A 24,277-nucleotide genomic window follows, 5' to 3' on the forward strand; every position below is an offset into this window, starting at 1 on the left:
GGACGATGCCATCGCCGCGAGGCGGCTCTTGCTCGGCATCTCTGGCGGGTATCGCGCCAGTTTTCACCTTCGTTTCTCTCTTGCCGCGTGCTGCGGCAACTCTCCCCCTTTCACGCATTCGCTCGCTGCACTTTTGTGCAGCGTGGCGGGCTGCGCCTTGCCCATCACAAATCGAACAAAGGACTGAGACAGCATGAGCACTTATGAGCATTTCGTCGGCACCCGCGCGGTTTCCGATCAGCATGCGTTTGATACCAATGCCATGACCGACTGGATGAGCCGGCATGTCCAGGGCTTTGAGGGCCCGCTGCAGGTGGAAATGTTCAAGGGCGGCCAGTCCAACCCCACCTACAAGCTGATCACGCCCGGCCAGAGCTATGTGATGCGCGCCAAGCCCGGTCCCGTGGCCAAGCTGCTGCCTTCGGCCCATGCGATCGAGCGCGAATACCGCGTCATGAAGGGCCTGGCCGGCACCGATGTGCCCGTGCCGCATATGTATGCGCTGTGCGAGGATGAATCCGTCATCGGCCGCGCCTTCTACATCATGGAGTTCATGGAGGGTCGCGTGCTCTGGGACCAGTCCCTGCCCGGCATGACGCCTGCCGAGCGCGGCCAGATCTACGACGAGATGAACCGAGTGATCGCAGCCCTGCACAGCGTGAAGTTTGCCGAGCGCGGCCTGGCCGACTACGGCAAGAGCGGCAATTACTTCGAGCGCCAGATCGGTCGCTGGAGCAAGCAGTATGTGGCCTCCGTCACCCAGCCGATTCCCGAGATGGACAAGCTGATGGAGTGGCTGCCCGCCCATATGCCGGCCAGTGCGCGCGACGAAGGCCGCGTCTCCATCGTGCATGGCGACTACCGCCTGGACAACCTGATGTTCCACCCCACCGAGCCGCGCGTGATTGCCGTGCTGGACTGGGAGCTGTCCACGCTGGGGCATCCGCTGGCCGACTTCAGCTACCACTGCATGAGCTGGCATATACCGGCCGAGCTGGGCCGCGGCATCGCGGGGCTGGACATCGCAGGCCTGGGCATCCCTGCCGAGCACGATTACATCCAGCGCTACTGCCAGCGCACCGGCATTGCCGATGTGGCCACGCTGCAGCGCGACTGGAACTTCTACCTGGCCTACAACATGTTCCGCATCGCGGCCATCCTGCAAGGCATTGCCAAGCGCGTCGAGGCCGGCACGGCCTCCAGCGCCCAGGCCAAGGCCTCGGGCGACACCGCCCGCCCCATGGCGGAGCTGGCCTGGTCCTTCGCTCAGCGCGCCTGACTTTTTATCCACCACCACGCAACTTGACCGTCCCACAACAAAAGGAGCACTCATGGACTTCGACTACTCGCCCAAAACCAAGGACTTGCAGCAACGCCTGCTCAAGTTCATGGACGAACACATCTACCCGGCGGAAAAGGAGTATGCCGAGGAGATGCAGGCCAACACGGCCGCCGGCAAGCGCTGGACGCCGCTGCAAACCATTGAAAAGCTCAAGCCCAAGGCCCAGGCCGCGGGCCTATGGAATCTGTTTCTGCCCGTGGACAGCGCCGAAGCCTCGGGCTACCACGGCGCGGGCCTGACCAATCAGGAATACGCTCCACTGGCCGAAATCATGGGCCGTGTGCCATGGGCTTCCGAAGTCTTCAACTGCTCCGCGCCGGACACCGGCAATATGGAGACCATTGCCCGCTACGGCAGTGCCGAGCTCAAGGAGCGCTGGCTCAAGCCCTTGCTGGAAGGCAAGATCCGCTCGGCCTTCGCCATGACCGAGCCCGAAGTCGCCTCCTCCGACGCCACCAATATCTGCACGCGCATCGAGCGCCAGGGCGACGAATACGTGATCAACGGCCACAAGTGGTGGATCTCGGGTGCCGGCGATCCTCGCTGCCAGGTCTTCATCACCATGGGTAAGACCGACCCCGAAGCGGCCAAGCATTCGCAGCAGAGCATGATCATCATCCCGGCCGATGCCAAGGGCATACGCATCGAGCGCCCGCTGAACGTGATGGGCTATGACGATGCGCCCCACGGCCATATGGAGATGTATTTCGAGAACGTGCGCGTTCCCGTCGGCAATATCTTGCTGGGCGAAGGGCGCGGCTTCGAGATCGCCCAGGGCCGCCTGGGCCCGGGCCGCATTCACCACTGCATGCGCCTGATCGGCCTGGCCGAGCGTGCGCTGGAGCTGATGTGCAAGCGCGCCAGCAGCCGCGTGGCCTTCGGCAAGAGCGTGGCCCAGCAGACCGTGACGCAGGAGCGCATTGCCGAAGCGCGCTGCAAGATCGACATGGCGCGCCTGCTGACGCTCAAGGCCGCCTGGCTGATGGATGTGGCCGGCAACAAGGTGGCCAGGACCGAGATCGCCATGATCAAGGTCGTCGCCCCCAGCATGGCCTGCCAGGTCATAGACTGGGCCATGCAGGTCCACGGCGGCGGCGGCATGTGCGACGACTTCCCGCTGGCCTATGCCTATGCTGCGGCACGCACGCTGCGCTTTGCCGACGGCCCCGACGAGGTGCACCGCAACGCGATCGCCAAATGGGAGCTGGGCAAATACGGCAGCTACGGCAAGAACGCCGAAGTGCCCATCACGCGCGGCGGCTGATGCGAGGCGGCAGGAGCGGATCACGCCGCTCCTGCTCCCCGGAAACAAAAACACCCCGTCAGCCACGGCTGCGGGGTGTTTTTGTTTCGAAGGCAGGCTTGTTACTCGCTATCAACAAAGAAGCTTATACCGCCTTATATCAAAGGATTTCAGATACAAAACATATTGAAATTCAATGAATACATACGATAGAAGCTTCTTAATCAATAGCAAAATAGCTAACGGCACCAGGCCCGGCACCGCACGCCTGTACCGGACTTAGAAGCTCTCCCACTCGCCATCGTCTGCCGTTGCTGCCTTTTGCGGCTGGGGCGCTGCTGCGCTTTTCGCGGAGCTCAGGACCGGCGGCTTGCTCGCCGCCGACATCGCAGGGCGCTTGAGCGCAGGCGACGGGGCCTTGAGCGGGGCCGCAGCCTTGATCGCAGCCCTGGCAGGCGCGGACTTGAGCGCCGCAGGCGCCAGGGCTGGCGTGGCTTGCAGACCGGACTGGGCGCCGAGCTTGAAGAAGCTCACCGTCTCGGCCAGCGCGGCGGCCTGACTGCGCAGCGCGTCGGTCGCGGCTGCAGCCTCCTCCACCAGGGCGGCGTTCTGCTGGGTCATCTGATCCATCTGTGTCACGGCCTGGGTGACCTGCTCGATGCCCGAGGTCTGCTGGTGGCTGGCCACCGAGATCTCGCCCATGATGTCGGTGACGCGGCGCACGCTCATCACGATCTCGTCCATGGTCTTGCCGGCCTCGTCGACCTGAGTGCTGCCTTCCTGCACCTTGCTCACGGAGTCGTCGATCAGCTGCTTGATCTGCTTGGCCGCCTCGGCCGAGCGCTGGGCCAGGGTGCGCACTTCGGAGGCCACCACGGCAAAGCCACGGCCCTGGTCACCCGCACGGGCCGCTTCCACCGCCGCGTTCAGCGCCAGGATATTGGTCTGGAAGGCAATGGAGTCGATCACGCCGATGATGTCCACGATCTTGCGCGAGGACTCGTTGATGGCCGACATGGTCTGCACCACCTGGGCCACGGTGGCACCGCCGCGCACGGCCACCTGCGATGCGGCAGACGCCATCTGATTGGCCTGCTGGGCATTGCCGGCGTTCTGCTGCACGGTGGCGGTCAGCTCTTCCATCGAGGCCGCCGTCTGCTCCAGCGAGCTGGCCTGCTCTTCGGTGCGCGAGGACAGATCCTGGTTGCCACTGGCAATCTGGCTGCTGGCCGAGGCAATCGAGTCCGTGCCCTGGCGCACCTGACCCACGATACGCTGCAGGCTTGTATTCATGTCCTTGAGCGCCTGCAGCAGCTGGCCCACTTCATCGCGGCTTTGCACAGTGATGCTGGCACTCAGATCGCCCGCAGCCACGGACTGGGCCAGCTGAACGGCCGACTGCAAAGGACGCGAGATGGAGCGTGCGATCAGCACCGCCAGCGCCACGCCGATGACGATGGAGCCCAGCAGCAGCGCCATCACCCACCAGCGGGCAGCTGCATACAGGTCATCGCCGGCCTGATTGGTTTCCTCGGTCGCCTGATGGTTGATCTCGCTGAGAGCATCCAGACGTGTATTGATGCCGCGGCTGATCTTGAGCGACTCGCCGCGCAAGATTTCGCTGGCGTCATCGTTGAGCAGCTGATGCGACAGATCCACCACCTTGGCCGTCTGCACGGCATAGGCCTTGAGCTCCTCGCCGATTTCGGCCAGCAGGGCTCGCTCCTTGTCGGTTCTCACGTACTTGGCATACGACTGCTGGTTCTGGACCAGCTCGTCCCAGAGCTTGGGCATGCTCTTGTCATAGACCGCCATTTCCTCGGACGACTGCGCCATCACATGCTGCATGGTCTGCGAGCGATAGCGCTGAAGCTGATAACGCATGTCCTGCAGATTGCGGGCCGCCGGCAGCCACTGGCGCGCCAGATCGGTGGCCGTGGCATTGACACGCTCCATCTGGACCAGGCCGTACAGGCCCGATACCGCACTGATCAGCAGGATCAGCACAAAAGACACCAGCAGCTTGTTGGCCAGCTTGAGGTTGCGAAAGAAGTTCATGGGGAATTGGGCGCCTGGGCGACCTGCAAGGTCTGGCACCTGCGAGATGGGGAATAGGGGAAACTGCCTGAAAAGCGCGTACACACTGCGCGTGCCTGCGAATTCTATTCAGTATTTGTTACTTCAAGTAACGACATCCATGAATAAAACCGATGGTGGTATCAGGGGCATAGCGGGGCTCAAAAAGACACCCCGATGAAGCACTCAAAAACCCTGTCGAAGGCCATTGCATCCTTACAGCCGTCCGGCATGAGAAAATCAGCCCTTATTTATCAGCAAGAACAACGGATTCACCATGGAAGCAGAACGCGTCAACTCTATCGGCAACACCCTCCAAGATCTGGCCGAGCGCACGGCAGATCTCCGGAGGTATCTTTGACTACGATGCCAAGTACGAACGCCTGCGCACGGTAAACGCCTCGCTGGAAGACCCTGCCGTCTGGAACGACCCCAAGAAGGCACAGGAACTGGGCAAGGAAAAGAAGTCGCTCGACTCCGTCGTGCTGACCCTGGAGAAGCTCACCACCGAGCTGGCCGACAATTCCGAGCTGTTCGAGATGAGCAAGGAAGAAGGCGATGATGCCGGCCTTGAAACCATCGAAGCCGAAACCGCCAAGCTCAAGCCGCTGATCGAGGAGCTCGAGTTCCGCCGCATGTTCGGCGGCGAAGCCGATCCGCTCAACTGCTTCATCGACATCCAGGCCGGCGCCGGCGGCACCGAAGCCTGCGACTGGGCCAGCATGCTGCTGCGCCAGTACCTGAAGTACGCCGAACGCAAGGGCTTCAAGGCCACGGTCGAAGAAGAGACTCCGGGCGACGTAGCCGGCATCAAGAGTGCCACCATCAAGGTCGAAGGCGAGTATGCCTACGGCCTGCTGCGCACCGAAACCGGCGTGCACCGTCTGGTGCGCAAGTCGCCCTTCGACAGCTCGGGCGGCCGTCACACCAGCTTTTCCTCGCTGTTCGTCTACCCCGAGATCGATGACTCCATCGAGATCAACATCAATCCGTCGGATGTGCGCACCGACACCTACCGCGCCTCGGGCGCCGGCGGTCAGCACATCAACAAGACCGATTCGGCCGTGCGCCTGACCCACATCCCCACGGGCATCGTGGTGCAGTGCCAGGACGGCCGCTCGCAGCATAGCAACCGTGACGTAGCATGGCAGCGCCTGCGCTCCAGGCTGTACGACTTCGAGATGCGCAAGCGCATGGAAGAGCAGCAAAAGCTCGAGGACACCAAGACCGATGTGGGCTGGGGTCACCAGATCCGCTCCTATGTGCTGGACAACAGCCGCATCAAGGACTTGCGCACCAACGTTGAAGTCTCGGCCACCCAGAAGGTGCTGGACGGTGACCTGGATGTGTTTATCGAAGCCTCGCTCAAGCAAGGCCTCTGATCCTAGAAAGGAATCGATATGCTGCAACTGCGTGACGGGCAAGCCCCGGCCACCGCGATTTACCGTGCCGACTACGAGGCCCCGGCCTGGTGGATCGACACGGTGGACCTGACTTTTGACCTGGACCCGGCCAAGACGCGCGTGCTCAGCAAGATGCGCGTGCGCCGCAACCCCGAGGTGCCGGCACAGGCGCTGCGCCTGGACGGCGACGAGCTGAATCTGGCGCGAGTGATGGTCAACGGCGGTGGTACCTCCTTCAAGATGGATGGCGACCAGCTGGTGCTGGAGAACCTGCCCGAGGGCAACGAGCCCGTGGAGCTGGAGATCTTCACCACCTGTGCCCCCATCAAGAACACCAAGCTCATGGGCTTGTATGTGAGCGAGGACACGTTCTTCACGCAGTGCGAGGCAGAAGGCTTCCGCCGCATCACCTACTTCCTGGACCGCCCCGACGTGATGGCCATGTACACCGTCACGCTGCGCGCCAGCAAGGCCCAGTACCCGGTGCTGCTGTCCAACGGCAATCTGGTGGAGTCCGGCGACCTGGAGGACGGTCGCCACTTTGCCAAGTGGGTCGATCCGCATAAAAAGCCCAGCTATCTGTTTGCGCTGGTGGCCGGCAATCTGGTGGCCCGCGAGCAGAAGATCAAGAGCCGTGCCGGCCGCGATCACCTGCTGCAGGTCTATGTGCGCCCCGGCGACCTCGAAAAGACCGAGCACGCCATGAACTCCCTCATGCACTCCGTGGCATGGGACGAGGCCCGCTTCGGCCTGAGCCTGGATCTGGACCGCTTCATGATCGTCGCCACCAGCGACTTCAACATGGGCGCCATGGAGAACAAGGGCCTGAACATCTTCAACACCAAGTATGTTCTGGCCAGCCAGGCCACGGCCACCGACACCGATTACGCCAATATCGAATCCGTCGTCGGTCACGAATACTTCCATAACTGGACGGGTGACCGCGTCACCTGCCGCGACTGGTTCCAGCTGAGCCTCAAGGAAGGCCTGACGGTCTTCCGCGATCAGGAGTTCAGCATGGACATGGCGGGCACGGCCTCGGCACGTGCCGTCAAGCGCATCGACGATGTACGCGTGCTGCGCACCGTGCAGTTCCCCGAAGATGCAGGCCCCATGGCCCACCCCGTGCGCCCCGACAGCTATATCGAGATCAACAACTTCTACACGGTCACGATCTACGAAAAAGGTGCGGAAGTCGTGCGCATGCAGCACAACCTGGTCGGCCGCGAAGGCTTTGCCAGGGGCATGAAGCTGTACTTCGAGCGCCATGACGGCCAGGCCGTGACTTGCGACGACTTCTCGCAGGCCATCGCCGACGCCAACCCCGACTCTCCCCTGGCCCAGCATCTGCAGCAGTTCCGCCGCTGGTACAGCCAGGCCGGCACGCCTGTGCTCAAGGCCGTGGGCCAGTACGATGCCGCAGCCCGGACCTATACGCTGACGCTGTCGCAAAGCTGCGCGCCCACCGTGGGTCAGGCCGAGAAACTGCCGTTCGTCATTCCCGTGCAAATGGGTCTGCTCACGGCCAGCGGTCAGCCCATAGCCCTGCAATTGCCAGGCGAAGATGCAGCCCAGGCAGTCGCCAGCCGCATGCTGGTGCTGACCGAAGCCGAACAGCGCTTTGTCTTCAGCAATGTGAGCGAAGCCCCCGTGCCCTCGCTGCTGCGCAGCTTCAGCGCCCCCGTGGTGCTGGAACATGAATTCAGCGATGCCGATCTGCTGACCCTGCTGGCCCATGACAGCGACCCGTTCAACCAATGGGAAGCCAGCCAGCGCCTGGGCCTGCGCTATGCCCTCCAGGCCATCGCGGCCAGCGGCGACGCCAGTGCCGAGATCCTGCCTGAAGCCTTTATCGAAGCCATGCGCCGCGTGCTGCGCGACGACAAGCTGGACGCGGCGTTCAAGGACCTGGTGCTCACGCTGCCGTCCGAGAGCTATATCGCCGAGCAACTGGCCGAAGTCGATCCCCAGCGCGTGCATGCCGTGCGCGAAGCCATGATCTTGCAGCTCGCGAGTGCCCTGCAGCCCGAGTGGGAAACCACCTGGGAGGCCAACCGCGACACCGGTGCCTACCGCCCCGACCATGTCAGCGCCGGCCGCCGTGCGCTGGCGGGCCGCGCCCTGTCCATGCTGTGCCTGCAGGCGGCCCGCACCGGCGACACGGTCTGGCCCGGCAAGGCCTACCAGCGCTGCAAGGATGCCGGCAATATGACGGACCGCATGGCGGCCCTCTCCGCCCTGGTCTATAGTGCCAGCCCGCTGGCCGAGCAGGCGCTGCAGCGCTTTCACGCGCTGTTCAAGCAGGATGCGCTGGTCCTGGACAAATGGTTTGCCCTGCAAGGTGCAGCCAGCGACCGCGGTGGCGATGTGCTTCCGGCCGTCAAGGCGCTGATGAAGCATGCCGACTTCCAGATCAAGAACCCCAACCGCGCACGCAGCCTGATCTTCAGCTACTGCAACAATGCCGGCGCCTTCCACCGCGCCGATGCGGCGGGCTATGTGTTCTGGGCCGATCGCGTGATCGAGATCGACGGCATCAACCCCCAGGTGGCCTCCCGCCTGGCCCGGGTGATGGACCGCTGGAAGAAGCTGGCCGAGCCTTACCGCTCTGCGGCCCGCGAAGCCATCGCCCGTGTGGCTGCCAAGCCCGATCTGTCCAACGACGTGCGCGAGGTCATCACCCGCGCTCTGGCGGACTGATGGGTCTGAACATGCTTGCTCGACACGCGGCTCGGGGCATGAAGGCCCTTGCCGTCGCTGCGGCGAGCATGTCGCTGAGCACTCAGGCAGCAAAGCCTGATGCGGGATTCGAAGCCCGTTTTGCGCCCCTCTATGCCACTGTCTTCAGCGAAGGCGGCCGCTTCAGCGGGCGAGCCATGAGTGCCGATCTGCAGGCGCTGGAGCCGCTGTTGAAAAAGCCGGGGTTCGCTGCACGCGATATCTTCCGGCTCTACTACACACAGGCCAGCGTCTATGCGCGCCGCGGCATGCCCAAAGAGGCAGCCGAAGCAGCGCAGACGGCACTGACGGCTTTGTCTGGCACTCAGGACCCTGAACTGTCATACGCTCATTTTTTCCTGCGCTACTCAAGCATCCGCTGGCTGGCAGATGCCGGGCATCACGCAGCGGCGCTCAAGCAGGTCAAAGCCTTTCAGGCTCAATACCCGCTGCCGCAGATTGCCGGGCTGCCCGCCGAAATGCGCTGGGACAAGAGCGTGAGGCCTGCACGAGCTCTGGATTTTCCGAGCCAGATGCAGATTCTCGGCGTCTATGAGGACGAAGGCTATCTGCTGCATGAACTGGGGCAGTTTCGCGCGGCCAGGCAAGCCAACGAGCGACTGCTTCCTGTCGCGCGTGAACGCCTCAAAGCCATGGGCAAGCTGCAGCAAATACGCGGTGTACTCACCAATATTGCGCAAAATTGCTATGAGCTGGGCGATCTGAAGCAGGCTGCCATCTATCTTCAGGAGCGTCTGCAGATTGCGCAGGCGGCGCAAGACCATGCCACCGTCTACGACAGCTATTTCCAGCTCATGGTCCTTGCCCATGAGCAAAAGCAAGAACCGCAGGCCCGCCAATGGCTGGCCCGCTATGAACAATACGCGCTGAACCAGAAAGACAGCAAGCAGCAAACCCGCGTCAAGGAGCTGCTGGCGGAACTGGAGCAGCGCACTGCGGGGCATCGTCCATGACAGCAGATGCCCTGCCCTGTTTTCTGTCCATTTCAGATTTGCATCGAATATCAAGGAGTTGAAGCATGAAGAAAAACATCAGCCTGACCCGCTATCTGGTCGAGCAACAACGTGTGGACGGGCTCATCCCCGGTCAGTTGCGCCTGCTGCTGGAAGTGGTGGCCCGCGCCTGCAAGCGCATCAGCTTTGCCGTGAACAAAGGTGAGCTCGGCGACGTCATGGGTACGGCCGGCAGTGAAAACGTGCAGGGCGAAGTGCAGAAAAAGCTGGACATCATCGCCAACGAGACTCTGATCGAAGCCAATGAGTGGGGCGGCCACCTGGCCGCGATGGCATCGGAGGAAATGGAAGGCATCTACGTGGTGCCCAACCGCTACCCTCAGGGCGAATACCTGCTGATGTTCGACCCCCTGGACGGCTCGTCCAATATCGACATCAACATGTCCATCGGCACCATCTTCAGCGTGCTCAAGAAGCCTGAAGGCCACCCTGGCGTGCACGACAGCGACTTCATGCAGCCCGGCACCCAGCAGGTGGCTGCTGGCTACTGCATCTACGGTCCTCAGACCACCCTGGTGCTGACCGTGGGCGACGGTGTCTCCATGTTCACGCTGGACCGCGAGCAAGGTTCGTTCGTACTCATCGAGGAAAACGTCAAGATCCCCGAAGACACCAAGGAATTCGCCATCAACATGTCCAATATGCGCCACTGGGATGCCCCTGTGAAGCGCTACGTGGACGAATGCCTGGCTGGTGCAGACGGCCCGCGCGGCAAGAACTTCAACATGCGCTGGGTTGCTGCCATGGTGGCCGACGTCCACCGCATTCTCTGCCGCGGCGGCATCTTCATGTACCCCTGGGACAAGCGCGAGCCGCAAAAGGCCGGCAAGCTGCGCCTGATGTACGAAGCCAATCCCATGAGCTGGCTTGTCGAGCAGGCCGGTGGCATGGCCACCAACGGCCGCCAGCGCATCCTGGACATCCAGCCAACGCAGTTGCACGAGCGCGTGAGCGTCGTCCTCGGCTCCAAGAATGAAGTGGAACGCGTGACCAGCTACCACCTCGAAGCCGATGAAAAAGCGCTATAATCTATAGCTTATCGCCGGTGTAGCTCAGTCGGTAGAGCAGCTCATTCGTAATGAGAAGGTCGCGTGTTCGATTCATGTCTCCGGCACCAGAATAAAAGCCCCAGGTTCGCAAGAGCCTGGGGCTTTTTCTTTTGCAGCTACTCGGTTTCATCACGATTTGCGCATAAAAGAACAATGCTTTATAATCTGCCGATTGCTGCATGGCACTTGCCCCGCGCAGTATCTCTCAGGCAGTTCTCACGTTGCCCACGCTTGGCTCTATACAGTCATAGCACTCCATGGCAAGAAGCTTAAGCCACCCGCAAGCGGCTGGCTTATTTGATCCCGGCTCATCAGAGCTGGATTCCTTCATTTTTCATTGGTCGGCATGCCCTGCCCTGGGTTTGTGCCGCCCGTTGACTCGATATGCACACAGAACAAATCACAGAGCGTGTCGGCAACTACATTGTGACTGCCCTCACCCAAATGACTCACTCCGGCAAGGTTGCTGCAGCGGTTTCCATCCGACGCGGAACCTATGACCGGATTTTCAGGTTTATCCGCCAGTTCGACACCCCGGATATGGCCAGCAAATATGCCCTCGCCGAGGGGCGCAGCATGGTGCTGGACAACCAGTTGAACTGACCTCTTTGTAGAAAGGAAATATTTTGGCCAAAGAAGAATTGATTGAAATGCAAGGCAGAGTGGACGAGGTTTTGCCGGACGCCCGTTTTCGTGTGACGCTGGACAACGGCCACCAGCTGATTGCCTATTCCGGCGGCAAGATGCGCAAGCACCGTATTCGCGTGCTGGCAGGCGACAAGGTAACGCTGGAGATGTCTCCCTATGATCTGAACAAGGGTCGCCTGACCTTCCGTCATATCGAGCGCTCCAACAACAGCAACCCTGCGCCGCAACAGCGCCGCCACTAAGCCTCGGCGGTTGATCTGGTGCGCTACGGCGACCAGTTCGACATGCTTGTGTCAGCTGCAGGATCACGGGGCTGCGCAAGCACCCGGCCTGCAGCTCAATTGCAAGCTCTGCCTGCTCCAGATGCAGATCGCAGCGGTCAGCTCTGGCTCTTCAATGCTCGCACTGCCTTCAGCGCGTATCGATATGGATCGCGGAGGCACTCTCACGCCATTTGCTTGAGATTCCCACAGCCTGCACATCCAGCCTGACCGGCCTGGAATCAGATATGCACAAAGTCCGCCACCAGTCATCGGTGGCGTTGCTATCGCCGGCCTCATCCCAGCTCCTGCCCCTCGCTGCAAGTGTTGAAATTCCTTGTAGATCTGCGACCTTCCAGCGCGTAGCACTGGCGTCGATGCAGGTCATAACCATCAGAGCCAGCATCAACAAGCATCTACATGATGCCCTGTCGTGAATCATGCGATAGGCCAACCTGCCTGCCTTCGCGGGCACCGGTGTTCAGGCCAGATATTCGCAGGAATACGCCAACCGGCTTCGGTGCTTTTGCTGCGTCCTGCGCCGACCTCTTGGCCATGACGCGACAACTACCTCCAGGCAGCGTTCCCCTTTGGCAAAACTACGGATTTGAAATGATGGCTCGCGCCCTCAGATTGCTTGAAGGCCGTCTAAGGATCCGAGAGATCAGCTCCGACAGCTCAGCACTCGGCACGATTGCGCCCAGCCGCCTTGGCCCGATACAGGGCTTGATCGGCCGCTTCAACCAGATCCAGCGGACTCGCCAGTCCATGCCTGCCCTGCATGCTTGCCGCTCCTATGCTCACAGTGACATGGCCGAATTGGCTGGACTCATGGGCAATGTCGAGTCTCCGTATGCATTTCAGCAACTCCTCGGCAACGCGCATGGCGCCCTCCAGCGCGGTATTGGGAAGAATGATGGCAAGTTCCTCCCCGCCGTAACGTGCTGCCAGATCCCCTGAACGCTTGGCCGACAGCTCCAGCTGCCGCGACACCGCTTTCAGGCATTCGTCACCGGCGACGTGACCATAGCGGTCATTGAAGCCCTTGAAATGATCCAGATCGATAAGCAAAAGCGAGAGCATCGTCCCGTCACGCGCGGCACGCCGGACCTCCAGTTGCAGTACCTCGTCGAAGCGTCGCCGGTTCGCCAGCCCTGTCAATGAATCCTGCGTGGCCAGCCGCTCCAGTTCGAGGTTGGCATCCAGTAACTTCTCACGCACTGCCATCAAGGATGTCTCTGCCTGCGCACGCTGTCGAATGAGCAGGATCAGACGCCAGCCTATCAGTGTGACAACTGCCAGCAGACCTAGCACCACACCTGCCGTCAGCAGCGCCTGACTTCGCCAGGCTTGCAGTGCCTCATACCGCCCCCGGGCCACCACCGTGAAAACGGGATAACGATCATTGCTCCTGAAGGCATATAGCCTTTCCGTTCCATCTATGCCGGACTCAAAGGACGCCGTGCCGGATTTCAGGTTTGAGTAATAGCGCAGAAAGTTAGGGGAGCGAGAGAAGTCACGCCCCAGATCCTGTTCACGAAATGGATAACGCACCAACAACTGTCCGCTGGTCGTTGCGAATCCGATAGACCCTTGCTCGCCGACATCGATCTTGCCGAACAAGTGCAGAAAGTTCTCTATCCCCAGCACGACAACGATGACCCCGGCAAAGTCACCCTTTTGGTTCTCAAATCGCCGGCTGATGGTAAGCACCCATTCACCCGTAGAGCGGCTGCGTATGGGCGCACCGATGAAGATTTCGTGCGACGGGTTATCGCGGTGGTATGAAAAAAAGTGACGGTCAGCGCTGTTGGTTCCCTCGAGAAATCCCCCTCTCGATGACATGAGCCATTTACCGCTCGCATCGAGGACGAGCAATTCATTGAGCTGGGAAAGCAGATGTTCCTGGCGACCGACCAGCTGCTGCATACGCACAAGATGCTCAGGCGTGGTGCCCTGCACCTCCAGGCGCTCAAGCATGCCGAGCAGCAGCATGGAGCTCTGGGTGAAGACCCCCTCGGCATAGGTGTTCAGCGTCTGTGCAAGATTGCGATTGTTGGTATCAATCTCGCTCAGAGTGCGCTGATGTGCCGACCAGATTTGCCAGCTGGTGGCTACCAGTACAGAAACCCAGATTACCAACAACAGACTGGTCGCCAGCTGCGCATCGCGCTTGGCAGCCAGAACTTTGCACCCGCCATCACGACTGGTGACGCTGGTCTCCCTCTTCTTCTTTCGACACCACACCTCGACATTCCTCTCATCGTCAACCTGGCAAGAACGGCACTTTTGCATTGCCTGCAGCTCCCCTACTCAGATTGGACAGGGTAGGGACGAATTTTCCACCATCTCGTGAAACGACACGGGACAGAGCCGAGCCATCTCTTGACCGCACGCGTCGGCCAAGGCGACCAACGCGACACCATCATGGAACAGTTGCCCGCAAAACAGCCCAGCACGTCTCAGAATTGCAACCCTGCAGGTTCAAAGTCTCTTCAGGCGCAGGTGTGTTCCGGGAGAAAACCAGCTACCTGGCCCAGCCCAAAACGGTCTTGCGAGGCGCAGCCAATCCCGGCGCCGGTTTGCGAGATCAATGTCCGTCTCCTGAAGCCATGGCATTCGAGTAGCTGTGTCTACTACCACGGTCCAGATCGAAGCAGTTATCCATTGAAAAGCTATCTTTTGAATAGCTTGTTTCTCCTGAATTTACTTAATTTCAGATAGAAATCATGTCGAAGCCGCCATATTTCAAGCACAAGCCGCTCTCTTTTATATAAGTACCAGCACCTCACGCACGTCCAGCGCACAGCCACAGCACAAATCTCGCTCATGAATTGATACAGTCTCTTCGGTGCATTGCGCTTATGCTCGCAGCGTTCTGAAACCGATGCGGCCATGGCTTGGGTCATGGACTGCCCCACCCACAATGAAGAAAATCCTTGCTCTTGTTTCCATCTGCCTGCCTGTGGTGCTGATTGCCACGCCACTGAGCAGCCAGGCACATGACCGCCATCACCACCATCACCACAAGCGCGAGCACAAGGAAGAGTACTGGGACGGCCACTGCAAAGTGGAGCGCAAGTGGAAGAGCAATGGCGAGTACAAGGAAAAGCGCAAGTGCAGAAACCGTCCAGACGCCTACTATGCGCCACAACCGGTTTATGTAGCCCCGCCCCAGCCGGTATATGTCGCGCCGCAGCCGCAAGGGCTGGTGATTGATTCACGCATCGTGCTCAGGCCCTGAGCCGCTATTCGCCCAGAAGGCCGACAGCCTCCTCTGCAATCAGATCCCAGACCAGATGCGCGACAGGCGATAGCTCACGCTGCTGGCGCTTGACCAGCATGATGCTGCGCTGCACCTTGGGCACCAGGGGACGGCTGACCAAAGCAGCACCGCCAGCTGCCGCAGTCGCAGCAGTCCGAGCTGCCCAAGCCGAGGGAATGGCGAGACGCGGCACCACGCTCAAACCCAGACCTTGCTGCACCATGCTGTAGATGGTGGCCGTATGCCCCACCTCCTGTACCACCGATGCAGCCGCGCCATGCGCCTGCAGTGCGGCATCGATCAGGCGTCGGCTGCCTGATGCATGATCGAGCAGCACCAACGATTCACCGGCCAGCTGTGCCCAGTGCACCTCTTTCTTGCGCGCCAGGCCATGCGAGGAAAGGCAGACCAGACAAAAAGGCTCGGTCAGGATGGTCTGTGCATGCAGGTCCTGTTTCTCGGATGGGTCGATCACCACCCCAAAATCTACCTCCCCGCTACGCACGCTGAGCAGCACATCGCTTTGAATACGATCGAGCAACTGGATATTGACGCCCGGCGACTGCTGTCTGCCACGCGCAATGCATTGCGGCAGCAGGTTGGCGGAAAGTGTGGGACTGCTTGCCACTTTGACGCGCCCCTTGCGCTGTGTCGCCAGGCCCTGCACCTCCAGCAGACAGGCATCCAGGTCCTCCAGCACCCGCGAGAGATTGCCCAATAGCAGACGTCCGGCTTCGGTCAACTCGACCTCGCGCGTGGTGCGATGCAGCAGCAGCAAGCCCAAGGCCTGCTCCAGATCCGTCACATTGCGGCTGACAGCAGGCTGGGTCAATGCCAGGGCATCGGCCGCACGACTGAAACTGCTGCTTTGGGCCACTGCCACAAAGGCACGTAGTTGACGCAGGCTGATATTCATATAAAAAAATTATAGGTCTATCGAATAAATCCATTTCTCTTTTAAATGGATTGCGTGTCCAATACGCAGCCATCGCGCACCGGCCCGGTGCCTTGCATGGATGGCTTCAGTTCAAGAATATGTCTCGCCCTCGCTTTGTCCCCGATAACTTCACGCTGGCATTGATTGCCACCGTCGTCCTCGCCAGCTTTCTGCCCGCCTCGGGCCAGGTCGCCAAATATGTGGAACTGACCACCACCGGCATCGTCAGCCTGCTGTTCTTTCTGCATGGCGCCAAGCTCTCGCGCCAGGCCATCCTGGCGGGCATAGGCCACTGGCGCCTGCATATCTGGATCTTCATCGCCACCTTTGTGCTGTTTCCCGTTCTGGGACTGGCACTGCGCCCGGTGCTTTCGCCCCTGGTCACCACCGAGATGTATATCGGTGTGCTGTTTCTCTGCACTCTGCCCGCCACGGTGCAATCGGCGATTGCCTTCACCTCCATGGCGCGCGGCAATGTACCCGCCGCCGTGTGCAGCGCATCGGCCTCCACCTTGCTGGGCATTCTGGTCACACCGATTCTGGTGAGCCTGATACTGCACAAGAATGCAGAAGGCGGCGATGCACTGCATGCCATTGGCAAGATTGCCATGACGCTGCTGCTGCCCTTTGTCATCGGCCATCTGATGCGCCCTGTGATCGGCGGCTTTTTGCAGCGTCGTGCTTCCATCATCAAGCTGGTGGACCAGGGCTCCATCCTGTTTGTGGTCTATGCTGCCTTCAGCGCTGCCGTCATCAGCGGCCTGTGGAAGCAGACACCCCTGCCCTCGCTGCTGGGCTTGATCGTGTTGTGCTGCATTCTGCTGGCCGTCGTGCTCCTCATCACCACCTGGGGGGCACGCCGCCTGGGCTTCAGCAAGGAAGATGAGATCACTCTCGTGTTCTGCGGCTCCAAGAAAAGCATGGTCAGTGGTATTCCCATGGCCAATGTGCTCTTTCCCGCTGCCTCCGTGGGTGCAATCGTGCTGCCGCTGATGCTGTTCCATCAGATCCAGCTCATGGTCTGCGCCGTACTGGCGCAGCGCTATGCCAGGCGTGTGCAGATCGCCGATCAGAGCGAAGCTCATTAAGAGCACAAGACCCATAAAAAGGGGCGCTTCATGCGCCCCTTGTTCTTTTCACGGAAGATCCATCATTTCAAGTAAGCAGCGTCAGCGCGTTTTGCTGACGCAGCAGCTTCGCAGCCTCTGCATTAACGACATCGGTCACCACCACTTGAATTCCAAGCCCGGTCGCAGTCTCGACGATGGCCTGCAGCAGATGCAAGGCACCAGGGCTTTGCGCAGCCTGCTCCGAGAATTCACCACCCAGTTTCACATAGCGCAGCGGCAAGGTATGGAGCTTGGTCAAGCCCATGGGCTGCTGATCCAGGCGACGCAGCCCCACTCCCACGCCAGCCATTGCCATAGCCTGGCAAAATTCGGTGACTTCATCGGGATACGCCGCAAGTCCGTGCGCATCCAGCTCCAGACAGAGTAGCGGCAAGCGGCGTGCCCATCCCGGAGCGTTCAGCTCTTCGCGCAGCCGGCCCAGGAAGTCGGGCTGGGCCAGCGAGGGCAAGGAGATTCGAATGACCAGCTCGCAATCGCTCTGCTCAAGCCATGCAGCCCCGAGGGCCACCGCTCGCAAATCGAATTCTGCCGACAAGCCCAGGCGCACGGCGACCGGCAGGAACAGCGACCCCATCAAGGTCTCGCCGGAAGCAGTGCGCAGCGAGAGCGACGCTTCGCCGCGCTCCTGCATCCCATTTCGGCCCTTGAATTGCAGTAGTTGAACGGACAGGGAAAGCGCATCCTGTGCCTCCAGGGCGGCAATCAGCATCTGACGCCACAAGGTTTCTCCGGCCAGATCGGAAACCACCTCATCATCGCCGTAGGCTACATACTCCACCTCTGCCTGGCCCGAACTCTCGGCTCGCATCAGACCGTAGTCCAGCCGCGCAAGCACACCTGTTACCGAACTCGATGCCGAGTAATCGGTCAGGGCAAAGCTCCAGCGGCACCATTGGCCACTGCTCAAGGTCACACGCATGGACAGCAGCACCTGTCGGATCTGCTGCACCAGCGACATGGCCTGGGGCCCGGCCAGGGCCGGCATGAGCACCACAAAGTCCGAGCCATTGAGGCGGGCCAGTTGGGCCTTGCACTCGGCATGACTCTTCAACACCTGATTGACCTGTTCACCCATCGCAGCCAGCCATGCATCGGCACTGGCCCGGGACATCTGCGCATTCAGAGCCAGCAGATCACGCTGCCTGAACAGCATCACATGGCCATGTGCCGCAACGCCATCAGTTTCGCTGAGCGCGCGACGCAACTCATTGACAAAGTACTTGCGATTCGGCAGCTGAGTAACTGGATCAAGATTGACCTCCAGCTCCAGTGATTCGATACGCTCCATTTGCTCCTGCGCCGTAGCCTGCACCCGCTCTCGGGTGTCTGCAATGGCGCTGAGTACGGGCAGCAGCTCGGCGACCGCGGCCTTGACGGGCTTCGCCGGTACCTCACTTCCTGCCTGACGTCCAATCGCCTGAACCTGTGCCGAGATTTCCTGCTGCAAGACCTTGCGAAACCATCTGAACAGCAAGACTACAAAGAAAGCCCAGGCCAGCCCGGCCAGCACCACCACACCCGCCAAGCGCACGCTGCTGCCCCACAGTGCCTGGCTCGCATAGCTGTTGTCCACAACCAGCGTCAATTGCCCAACCTGCTTCCAGCCATCGCTGATCACACGCTCTGCCTTTGGCGAACGCAGCGGCAGCACCTCCACAAACCACGGCGGAGCAGCGCCGTCCTGGAGCTTTGCAGCAGAGGCAGAACTATCGGTAATGCCGTTGTCGCGCCTGCGCTCGAACAAGGTCTCGCCCTGCGGGGACGCCAGGCGGATCAGCTTGAACTGCCCGCCATCGAACAAGGCCATCATCAGCAGCTCCTGCGTGACCGGATCCTGGTTGGCCGGCTGCGATAGCGACAATGCCAGCGAAGATGCGGCGTTCTCACTCTCGGACTGCAACTGCCCATCCAGATACTGGCGCGCAGCACCGATGCTGAAAGCCAGGGTGCCGATCAGGATTGCCACAATGGCCACCGTCACGCTGATCAAAAGTTGCTTTAACAACGACATCTTGCTGCCTTATCTGTGTCGACCATTCAACATGGCTCCGCTACCCGCACCGCCAAACATGACATTCATGGCAAAAAACCTTCCTGCTTCATGCGCGCCAGCAGATCGCGCCAGCGCGTAATCCTGTCCACCGAAGCAGGCTGTGCGCCCGCGACATATACACCCTGTGCATTGAAGCTGAATACAGGAGTCAAGTCCTTGCGCTGGCTTGCCGGCATGATGTTGTCCAGCAGACTGTCCAGCACCAGCGGCTCGGCTGCAGGTGTCTCGTAATAGCCCAGCACCATATGCGCGATGCTCTGCGTACTACCCACGCCCCCCAGGCGGGCACGCACATAGATCAGGCGCAGTTTCTCTACTGCCACGCCCAGGCGCAGCAGCGAGAAATACTTGCCAATCACATAATCCTCGCAGTCTCCAGCCCCTCTGCCCAGGGTTTCAAGGGGTGTAGCCCAATAGTCGGACTGGGACCAGAGGACGCTGTCCTCCGACTGCAACACTGCGCGATTCCAGAACGTGTTGACGGCCGGCAGCTGCTGCTGCAGCGACCTGTCTTTCTGGGCTTGCAGCATCGTCAGCCACTGACCCAGTCTCTGGACACCTGCGGCGCCATAACGAGACTGCATGCTGCTCTGCAGCCGCTCGCCGTCGAAATCCAGCGCGACGGCTTCAAACCCGTTCTGCAGCGCCCAGGTTCCGAGAATCGCCGAGCCATACAAAAGCATGCCTCTGCGCGACAGACGCTGCATTTTTTCCACGGGCTGTGGAAACAGGAGGCTAGGCGAAGTACTCAAGCGAGTTGCAAAAAGAGCAAGCGCGCAAGACATAAATTGCTTGAGACGCCTGTAGATATTGTGATGACTGCTATGAATCTTGAAAGGTCAATGAGAACGCAGTCAGGATTCAATGCTCACAAATGTAACCAATCAAGCAAGCTCTTGAAACAACCTGCCGATCACAGCCGAGCGAAGAGGCAGAAGACTTGATATTTCAAGACTTCTGCCTGACCTCGCCGGGAGCTGCTTATCAGCTGTGGTCGATCTTGAGCTTGCCTTGATCGATCAGCTCCTTGATCAAGGCGTTCTGATCCGCCGTGGTGGTCAACGAGTGCCCAGCGGTGAGATCCACTCCCTTGAACGTGATCAGTTGATCGTAGTTGGAGCCTGTAGCACCCAGATTCCCATCGGTGGAGACCTTGAGCACGGTATCTGCACCACTCTTGGAGAAATTCAGGAACTTGGACAGATCCGTGCTGCCCTCCTCCCCTTGCAGCAGATCATGCAGGTCCAGCACATCATTGCCGTTGGTATCGGAGCCGCCCTTGCCAAAGTCGTTGATCACATCGTTGGCAGGAGCCGCAGTGGTTCCCTGATCGCCCTTGAGCCACAGGAAAACATCATCTCCTTCACCACCAATCAGCGTGTCATCGCCCTTACCGCCGACCAGCACGTCGTTGCCCTTGCCGCCACTCAGCGTGTCGTTGCCGGAGCCAGCCATCAGGATTTCGCTATCGTTGGTGCCCACCAGGTGGTCACCCGACTGGTAGCTTACTGAGACATTGGCGCTGTCGCTGTGACCGTCGGCTGTCTGTATGGTGTACGAGCCATTTGCTGTGGAACCATCCAGGTTTACGCCGCTGTAGTCGATATTCATCGTCAGGGTGTAGGTCTCCGAACCAGTGCCCGTGCCGTTCGCATTGTTGGGAATGTTAACGATATGGATCTCGTAGTTGCCAGACTGTGTAGCGGATATTGTGCCGTTGTCTGGGACCACGGTGTACGGGTCCGTCGAGCCCGCGAGGCGGTACTCCATCCTGATAAGACCATCACTCAAATTGTGGTCGAGCGTCAACACCTCGCCGGCAACCAGTGTGATCTTCAGCAGATCCTGATCGTTGCCGCCATTGGCCCCCACGCTCGCCAGATAGCCGTTGACCTTCACCTCGGCCTGGTTCGCACTTCCGCCCGCCTTCGAGAAGTCGCCGCGCACGATCGAGAGCTCCTTGTTCGAGGTGCTGTTGCCTGAATTCGAGAAGGAATAGGTCTTCACAGTGCTGCGCGTGAAGTCCTTGCCTTGATCCCAGCCCGTATTCACCGTCAGCGGCCCCATCGTCAGCGCACCAGTGCCGCGCACGTCGTTGGCCAGCAGTGCGCCGGACTGAACCGTGAGCTGCGTGCCCAAGATGTTGGTGATGATCTTGTCATTCACCGCATCCGGGGTCTGGTACACCGGCGGCGTCACGTTGACCGTGATGCTGGAGCTAGCCGTGTCGCCGTCGCCGTCCTGCACCGTGAACTGGATGATGTCGGTGCCGGCCGTCTTCGGCACGTAGCGGTAGTTGCCCAGGTTGTCGCCCGCCAGGTCCAGCGTGAACTTGCCATGCGCGGTGGTCACGGTCAGTTCGGACGTGGCGGGGTCGAAGCTGTACGTGGCGCCCGAGGTGGCGGTCACCTTGTTGGTTGCCACGTTATAGCTGTAGGTCTTGCCTTCGATGACCAGCTGCGTGATGCGCGCGCCGCTCAGGTCCGCGCCCAGCGTGCCGCCCGCGGCGATGTCTCCGTTGATGGGCGGCGCGATAGTGCCGTCGATCGCAGCGTCCAGACCGTTCAGGTTCGTCACCAGTATGGTGTTGCTGTCGCCGGGACGGTCGGGATTGTAGGAGACCGGATCAATGTAGCCACCAGTCGCGCTTGTGCCCAGTCCAATACCGTAGGAGTTGATATGGTTGCCGGTGAGGAACTTCTCCCAGGTCGCCTGCAGCGAGGAACCGACAGCGCCATTCACGGGCTCTCCATCCGTGAAGAAGTAGGAGATGTTCTGAACGTTAGTGCCTTCCAGTTTGCCCGTCGGGGAGTTGTTCCAAGCGGCCATGGCCTTGTTCAACGCATCTTGGTAGTTGGTGCCGCCACCGTACTCTAGGGCGTTCACGAACGCCTTGGCTTCTGCCAAAGACATCCAGCCGCTGCCCTTCTGCGTGGCGCTGCTGTTGAACTCCAGAACCAGAACACGCACGTCGCCGGCCTCGCCGTACTTGTCGAGCAGGCTGTTGACCGAGGACTTCAGCACGGCCAGGCGGGACAATTCTCTCGAACCGTTGTACACGCCGCTGCCGTAATTCATGCTGCCGGACGTATCCAGCGTCAGCATGATATTGGTGCCGTGCGAAGACAGCGCCGAGCTTTCCGCGATCGGTTTGAGGCTGGGGGCCGTGTCGGTGATCAGCACGCCCAGGTCGCCCGTTGCCTTGCCGCCGAACTTGTCTTCCACCGTAATCTGGAAGTGATCCTGCACGTTGGTGTCGTCACCGCTGTGCGTCTGCTGGCCACTGGTCTGGTAGGTGTAGCTGACTTTGCCGGTCGCGGCATCGTATCCGGTCAGCGTCAGCGTGCCCTTGTTGGTTGTCAGAGTGACCGGGTTGTTAGCCAGGTCGGCCAGACGGTCCAGCGTCAGGGTGGCATCGGCATTGCCCGGGCCGTCGAGCATCAGTGACTTCAAGCCTGCGCTCGCCGTGATCGTGAACGTGCCGCCATTGGATGCCAAGGCTTCCGACACGCTGATCGCGCCCGGCGCAGCGAGGTTGTAATCCTCGATGTTGACACTGGGGCCAGGAGGCTCCACTCCCGCTACTTCGAAGTGGCCATTGGTGTAGTCGCCATCGGCATCCGTCACCTTGTAGGTGAAGTCGAGCTTGCCATCCGCAGTGCCTTGCATGGGCTGGTATTGATAGAACTCCCACTTGCCGGTGGCCGGCGTCAAGCGCATCTCGAAGACGAGGTTGCCGGACGGGTCGCGGCCTTCGATCAGATTGCCGTTGCTCAGCGTCGTTGTGATGTTCGCGCCGTCGCGCGTCTTCAGGCCGCCTTCCGCGCCCGTCAGCTCCAGACGACCTGCGCCGTCGGCGCCGTAGCCGTAATTCAGCGTGCCTTCGCCGTAGGCGATGGCCTGGACGGTATTGCTACCCAGGAAGGTGATGCCCGTGACGGTGAAGTCGCTGTTGTCGCTGGACGAGTTCTTGTGGTTGTCAGTGGCTGAGATCACGATCGTATCGAAGCCGCCTTCCTCGACGCGGAAGTTGGCCGCATAGTCGCCACCGTTCTGGTCGGACGTGAACGTGCGTTCGGCGATCAGGACGCCATCGCGGTAGAACCGCGCGACGCCGCTTTCCACCTCGCCGCCGTACATGGCGCCGAAATCGATGGTCGCGCCGTAGGCGACCTTGCCGCCGGTCAGGTGGATGGTCAGTTCTTCCGAAGCGCCCTGGCCGTCCTTGGTGCGGTAGTCGATCTCGTTGGCGATGTTGTGATACGGCGAGTCCGTGCTGGCGACGCCCAGGCCGGTCTTGCTCTGATTGACCAGGGCATCGACCAGCGTCAGGTCGGTCTTGGACGTAAAGCCCTTGGCCGTGACTTCGATGGCTCCGTTGCCGAAGGTCATCTTCATCTGGTTGTTGTTGTTCTGGCTGCCGGCGAAGTTCACCTTGCCCGTGTAGACGTCCGGGATATCCGTGGTCTGCACTGCGACAGGATCGTTCGACTGCACCACTGGTGCGTCGTCCTCGATCGTGATGTTGATGTTGGTCGACACCGGCGGGTTCACGCCGTCCGATACCTTGACACCGACAGACAGGCCGAGCGTGTCTTCGCGCGAGGTATCGGGATGATCGACCGGAGCTGACAGCTTGACGCTATAGGCGCCGTTATTGTCGATCTTGATGACGATGGCTTCAGCGCCGCCCGCGCGGCCCGTCAGCGTGTGGCCATTGTCGGACAACGTCCAGACGATGGGCGTGTCGTGGGACGTCAAGGCGCCATCGGCAGGAGCCACCAGCGAAATGTTGTAGCTGGCGCCGTTGTCGTCTGTGATCGACAACTGGCCGGTGGCCTGCGGGGAATCGGTCGTGTCCGACGTACCGGTATTGTCCGGAATGCCGCCGGCGAGGCCTTCTTCCGATACCGCGGTGCTGCTGCTTTCCACGACGGGCGGCTTGTTGATGTCCACGATGGCGGCGTTGCCGGTATCCGTGATGCCGTCCGGCAAGGCGGTGCCGCTGGCAGTGGTGCCGGTCAGCGTGGCCGTCAGCGTCATGCCTTCGCGGCCTTCGTACACGCCGTCGAGGGTGGTGGGCACGGTGACCACGATGCCGCCGGTGGTACCGGCGGGC

At 60.7% G+C, this 24,277-nt stretch carries 16 protein-coding genes and 1 tRNA gene; 11 read left to right on the forward strand and 6 right to left on the reverse strand.

The annotated features are described in order from the left end of the window. Window positions 1-193: 193 nt before the first annotated feature. Both AAIL67_RS10235 and AAIL67_RS10240 read left to right on the forward strand, forming a co-directional pair. Window positions 194-1,279, forward strand: coding sequence for a phosphotransferase (locus AAIL67_RS10235; protein WP_343483920.1), 1,086 nt, complete (start codon window positions 194-196; stop codon window positions 1,277-1,279). A 52-nt stretch (window positions 1,280-1,331) separates the two neighbouring features. Next, window positions 1,332-2,606 carry an acyl-CoA dehydrogenase family protein gene (locus AAIL67_RS10240; RefSeq protein ID WP_034358531.1) on the forward strand — a complete coding sequence of 425 codons (1,275 nt, stop codon included), beginning with the start codon at window positions 1,332-1,334 and terminating at the stop codon, window positions 2,604-2,606. 258 nt (window positions 2,607-2,864) lie between these two features. Here the strand turns inward: AAIL67_RS10240 and AAIL67_RS10245 are convergent, their stop codons facing one another. Beyond that, the gene (locus tag AAIL67_RS10245) at window positions 2,865-4,643 is read right to left on the reverse strand and encodes a methyl-accepting chemotaxis protein (protein WP_343483922.1); all 1,779 of its coding nucleotides are present in this window, start codon (window positions 4,641-4,643) and stop codon (window positions 2,865-2,867) included. 295 nt (window positions 4,644-4,938) lie between these two features. Between AAIL67_RS10245 and prfB the strand changes: the two genes are divergently transcribed. From prfB to infA, 7 genes are all read left to right on the forward strand, one after another. Next, a protein-coding gene (gene prfB / locus AAIL67_RS10250) for a peptide chain release factor 2 (RefSeq protein ID WP_100086375.1) occupies window positions 4,939-6,043 on the forward strand; the annotation gives its coding sequence in 2 pieces (ribosomal slippage) (window positions 4,939-5,019 and window positions 5,021-6,043; 1,104 coding nt in all). Window positions 6,044-6,061: 18 nt separating this feature from the next. Then, window positions 6,062-8,764 (forward strand): aminopeptidase N, encoded by a 2,703-nt coding sequence (gene pepN, locus AAIL67_RS10255; protein WP_343483924.1) that lies wholly within the window; start codon window positions 6,062-6,064, stop codon window positions 8,762-8,764. A gap of 11 nt (window positions 8,765-8,775) precedes the next feature. Then, entirely contained in the window at window positions 8,776-9,756 is a 981-nt protein-coding gene (locus tag AAIL67_RS10260) for a hypothetical protein (RefSeq protein WP_343483925.1), read from the forward strand. A gap of 65 nt (window positions 9,757-9,821) precedes the next feature. Continuing rightward, a complete protein-coding gene (locus AAIL67_RS10265) occupies window positions 9,822-10,844 on the forward strand; it encodes a class 1 fructose-bisphosphatase (protein ID WP_003061245.1) in 1,023 nt (340 codons plus the stop codon). Between the two features lie 13 nt (window positions 10,845-10,857). Beyond that, window positions 10,858-10,933: transfer RNA gene (locus AAIL67_RS10270), tRNA-Thr, on the forward strand. Between the two features lie 316 nt (window positions 10,934-11,249). Then, entirely contained in the window at window positions 11,250-11,468 is a 219-nt protein-coding gene (locus tag AAIL67_RS10275; protein WP_003053604.1) for a hypothetical protein, read from the forward strand. Between the two features lie 23 nt (window positions 11,469-11,491). After that, complete coding sequence (gene infA / locus AAIL67_RS10280) at window positions 11,492-11,755, forward strand: translation initiation factor IF-1 (RefSeq protein ID WP_003061434.1); 264 nt, start codon at window positions 11,492-11,494, stop codon at window positions 11,753-11,755. Window positions 11,756-12,451: 696 nt separating this feature from the next. On the opposite strand, the gene AAIL67_RS10285 is transcribed toward infA, so the two are convergent. Further along, window positions 12,452-14,020, reverse strand: a complete 1,569-nt coding sequence (locus AAIL67_RS10285; RefSeq protein WP_343483942.1) for a sensor domain-containing diguanylate cyclase — start codon at window positions 14,018-14,020, stop codon at window positions 12,452-12,454. Window positions 14,021-14,699: 679 nt separating this feature from the next. Here AAIL67_RS10285 and AAIL67_RS10290 point away from each other — a divergent pair. Further along, window positions 14,700-15,017 (forward strand): hypothetical protein, encoded by a 318-nt coding sequence (locus tag AAIL67_RS10290; protein ID WP_034366026.1) that lies wholly within the window; start codon window positions 14,700-14,702, stop codon window positions 15,015-15,017. Between the two features lie 4 nt (window positions 15,018-15,021). Here AAIL67_RS10290 and AAIL67_RS10295 read toward each other — a convergent pair whose 3' ends face one another. After that, on the reverse strand, window positions 15,022-15,954 hold the full coding sequence (locus AAIL67_RS10295; RefSeq protein WP_343483928.1) for a LysR substrate-binding domain-containing protein: 933 nt from the start codon (window positions 15,952-15,954) through the stop codon (window positions 15,022-15,024). Window positions 15,955-16,073: 119 nt separating this feature from the next. On the opposite strand from AAIL67_RS10295, the gene AAIL67_RS10300 reads away from it, so the two are divergent. Next, on the forward strand, window positions 16,074-17,063 hold the full coding sequence (locus tag AAIL67_RS10300; protein ID WP_343483930.1) for a bile acid:sodium symporter family protein: 990 nt from the start codon (window positions 16,074-16,076) through the stop codon (window positions 17,061-17,063). A gap of 67 nt (window positions 17,064-17,130) precedes the next feature. On the opposite strand, the gene AAIL67_RS10305 is transcribed toward AAIL67_RS10300, so the two are convergent. The 3 genes from AAIL67_RS10305 to AAIL67_RS10315 all read right to left on the reverse strand — a co-directional run bounded on the left by AAIL67_RS10305 (window position 17,131) and on the right by AAIL67_RS10315 (window position 24,243). Continuing rightward, window positions 17,131-19,116, reverse strand: a complete 1,986-nt coding sequence (locus tag AAIL67_RS10305) for a LapD/MoxY N-terminal periplasmic domain-containing protein (RefSeq protein ID WP_343483931.1) — start codon at window positions 19,114-19,116, stop codon at window positions 17,131-17,133. A 65-nt stretch (window positions 19,117-19,181) separates the two neighbouring features. Beyond that, window positions 19,182-19,865: a transglutaminase-like cysteine peptidase gene (locus AAIL67_RS10310; RefSeq protein WP_052088508.1), complete on the reverse strand. Its 684-nt coding sequence runs from the start codon at window positions 19,863-19,865 to the stop codon at window positions 19,182-19,184. 277 nt (window positions 19,866-20,142) lie between these two features. Next, window positions 20,143-24,243, reverse strand: a complete 4,101-nt coding sequence (locus tag AAIL67_RS10315; protein ID WP_343483932.1) for a type I secretion C-terminal target domain-containing protein — start codon at window positions 24,241-24,243, stop codon at window positions 20,143-20,145. Between the last annotated feature and the right edge of the window lie 34 nt (window positions 24,244-24,277).

The organism is Comamonas sp. A7-5 (assembly GCF_039581385.1).
In the GTDB taxonomy this organism is placed as follows: Bacteria; Pseudomonadota; Gammaproteobacteria; order Burkholderiales; family Burkholderiaceae_C; genus Comamonas; species Comamonas thiooxydans.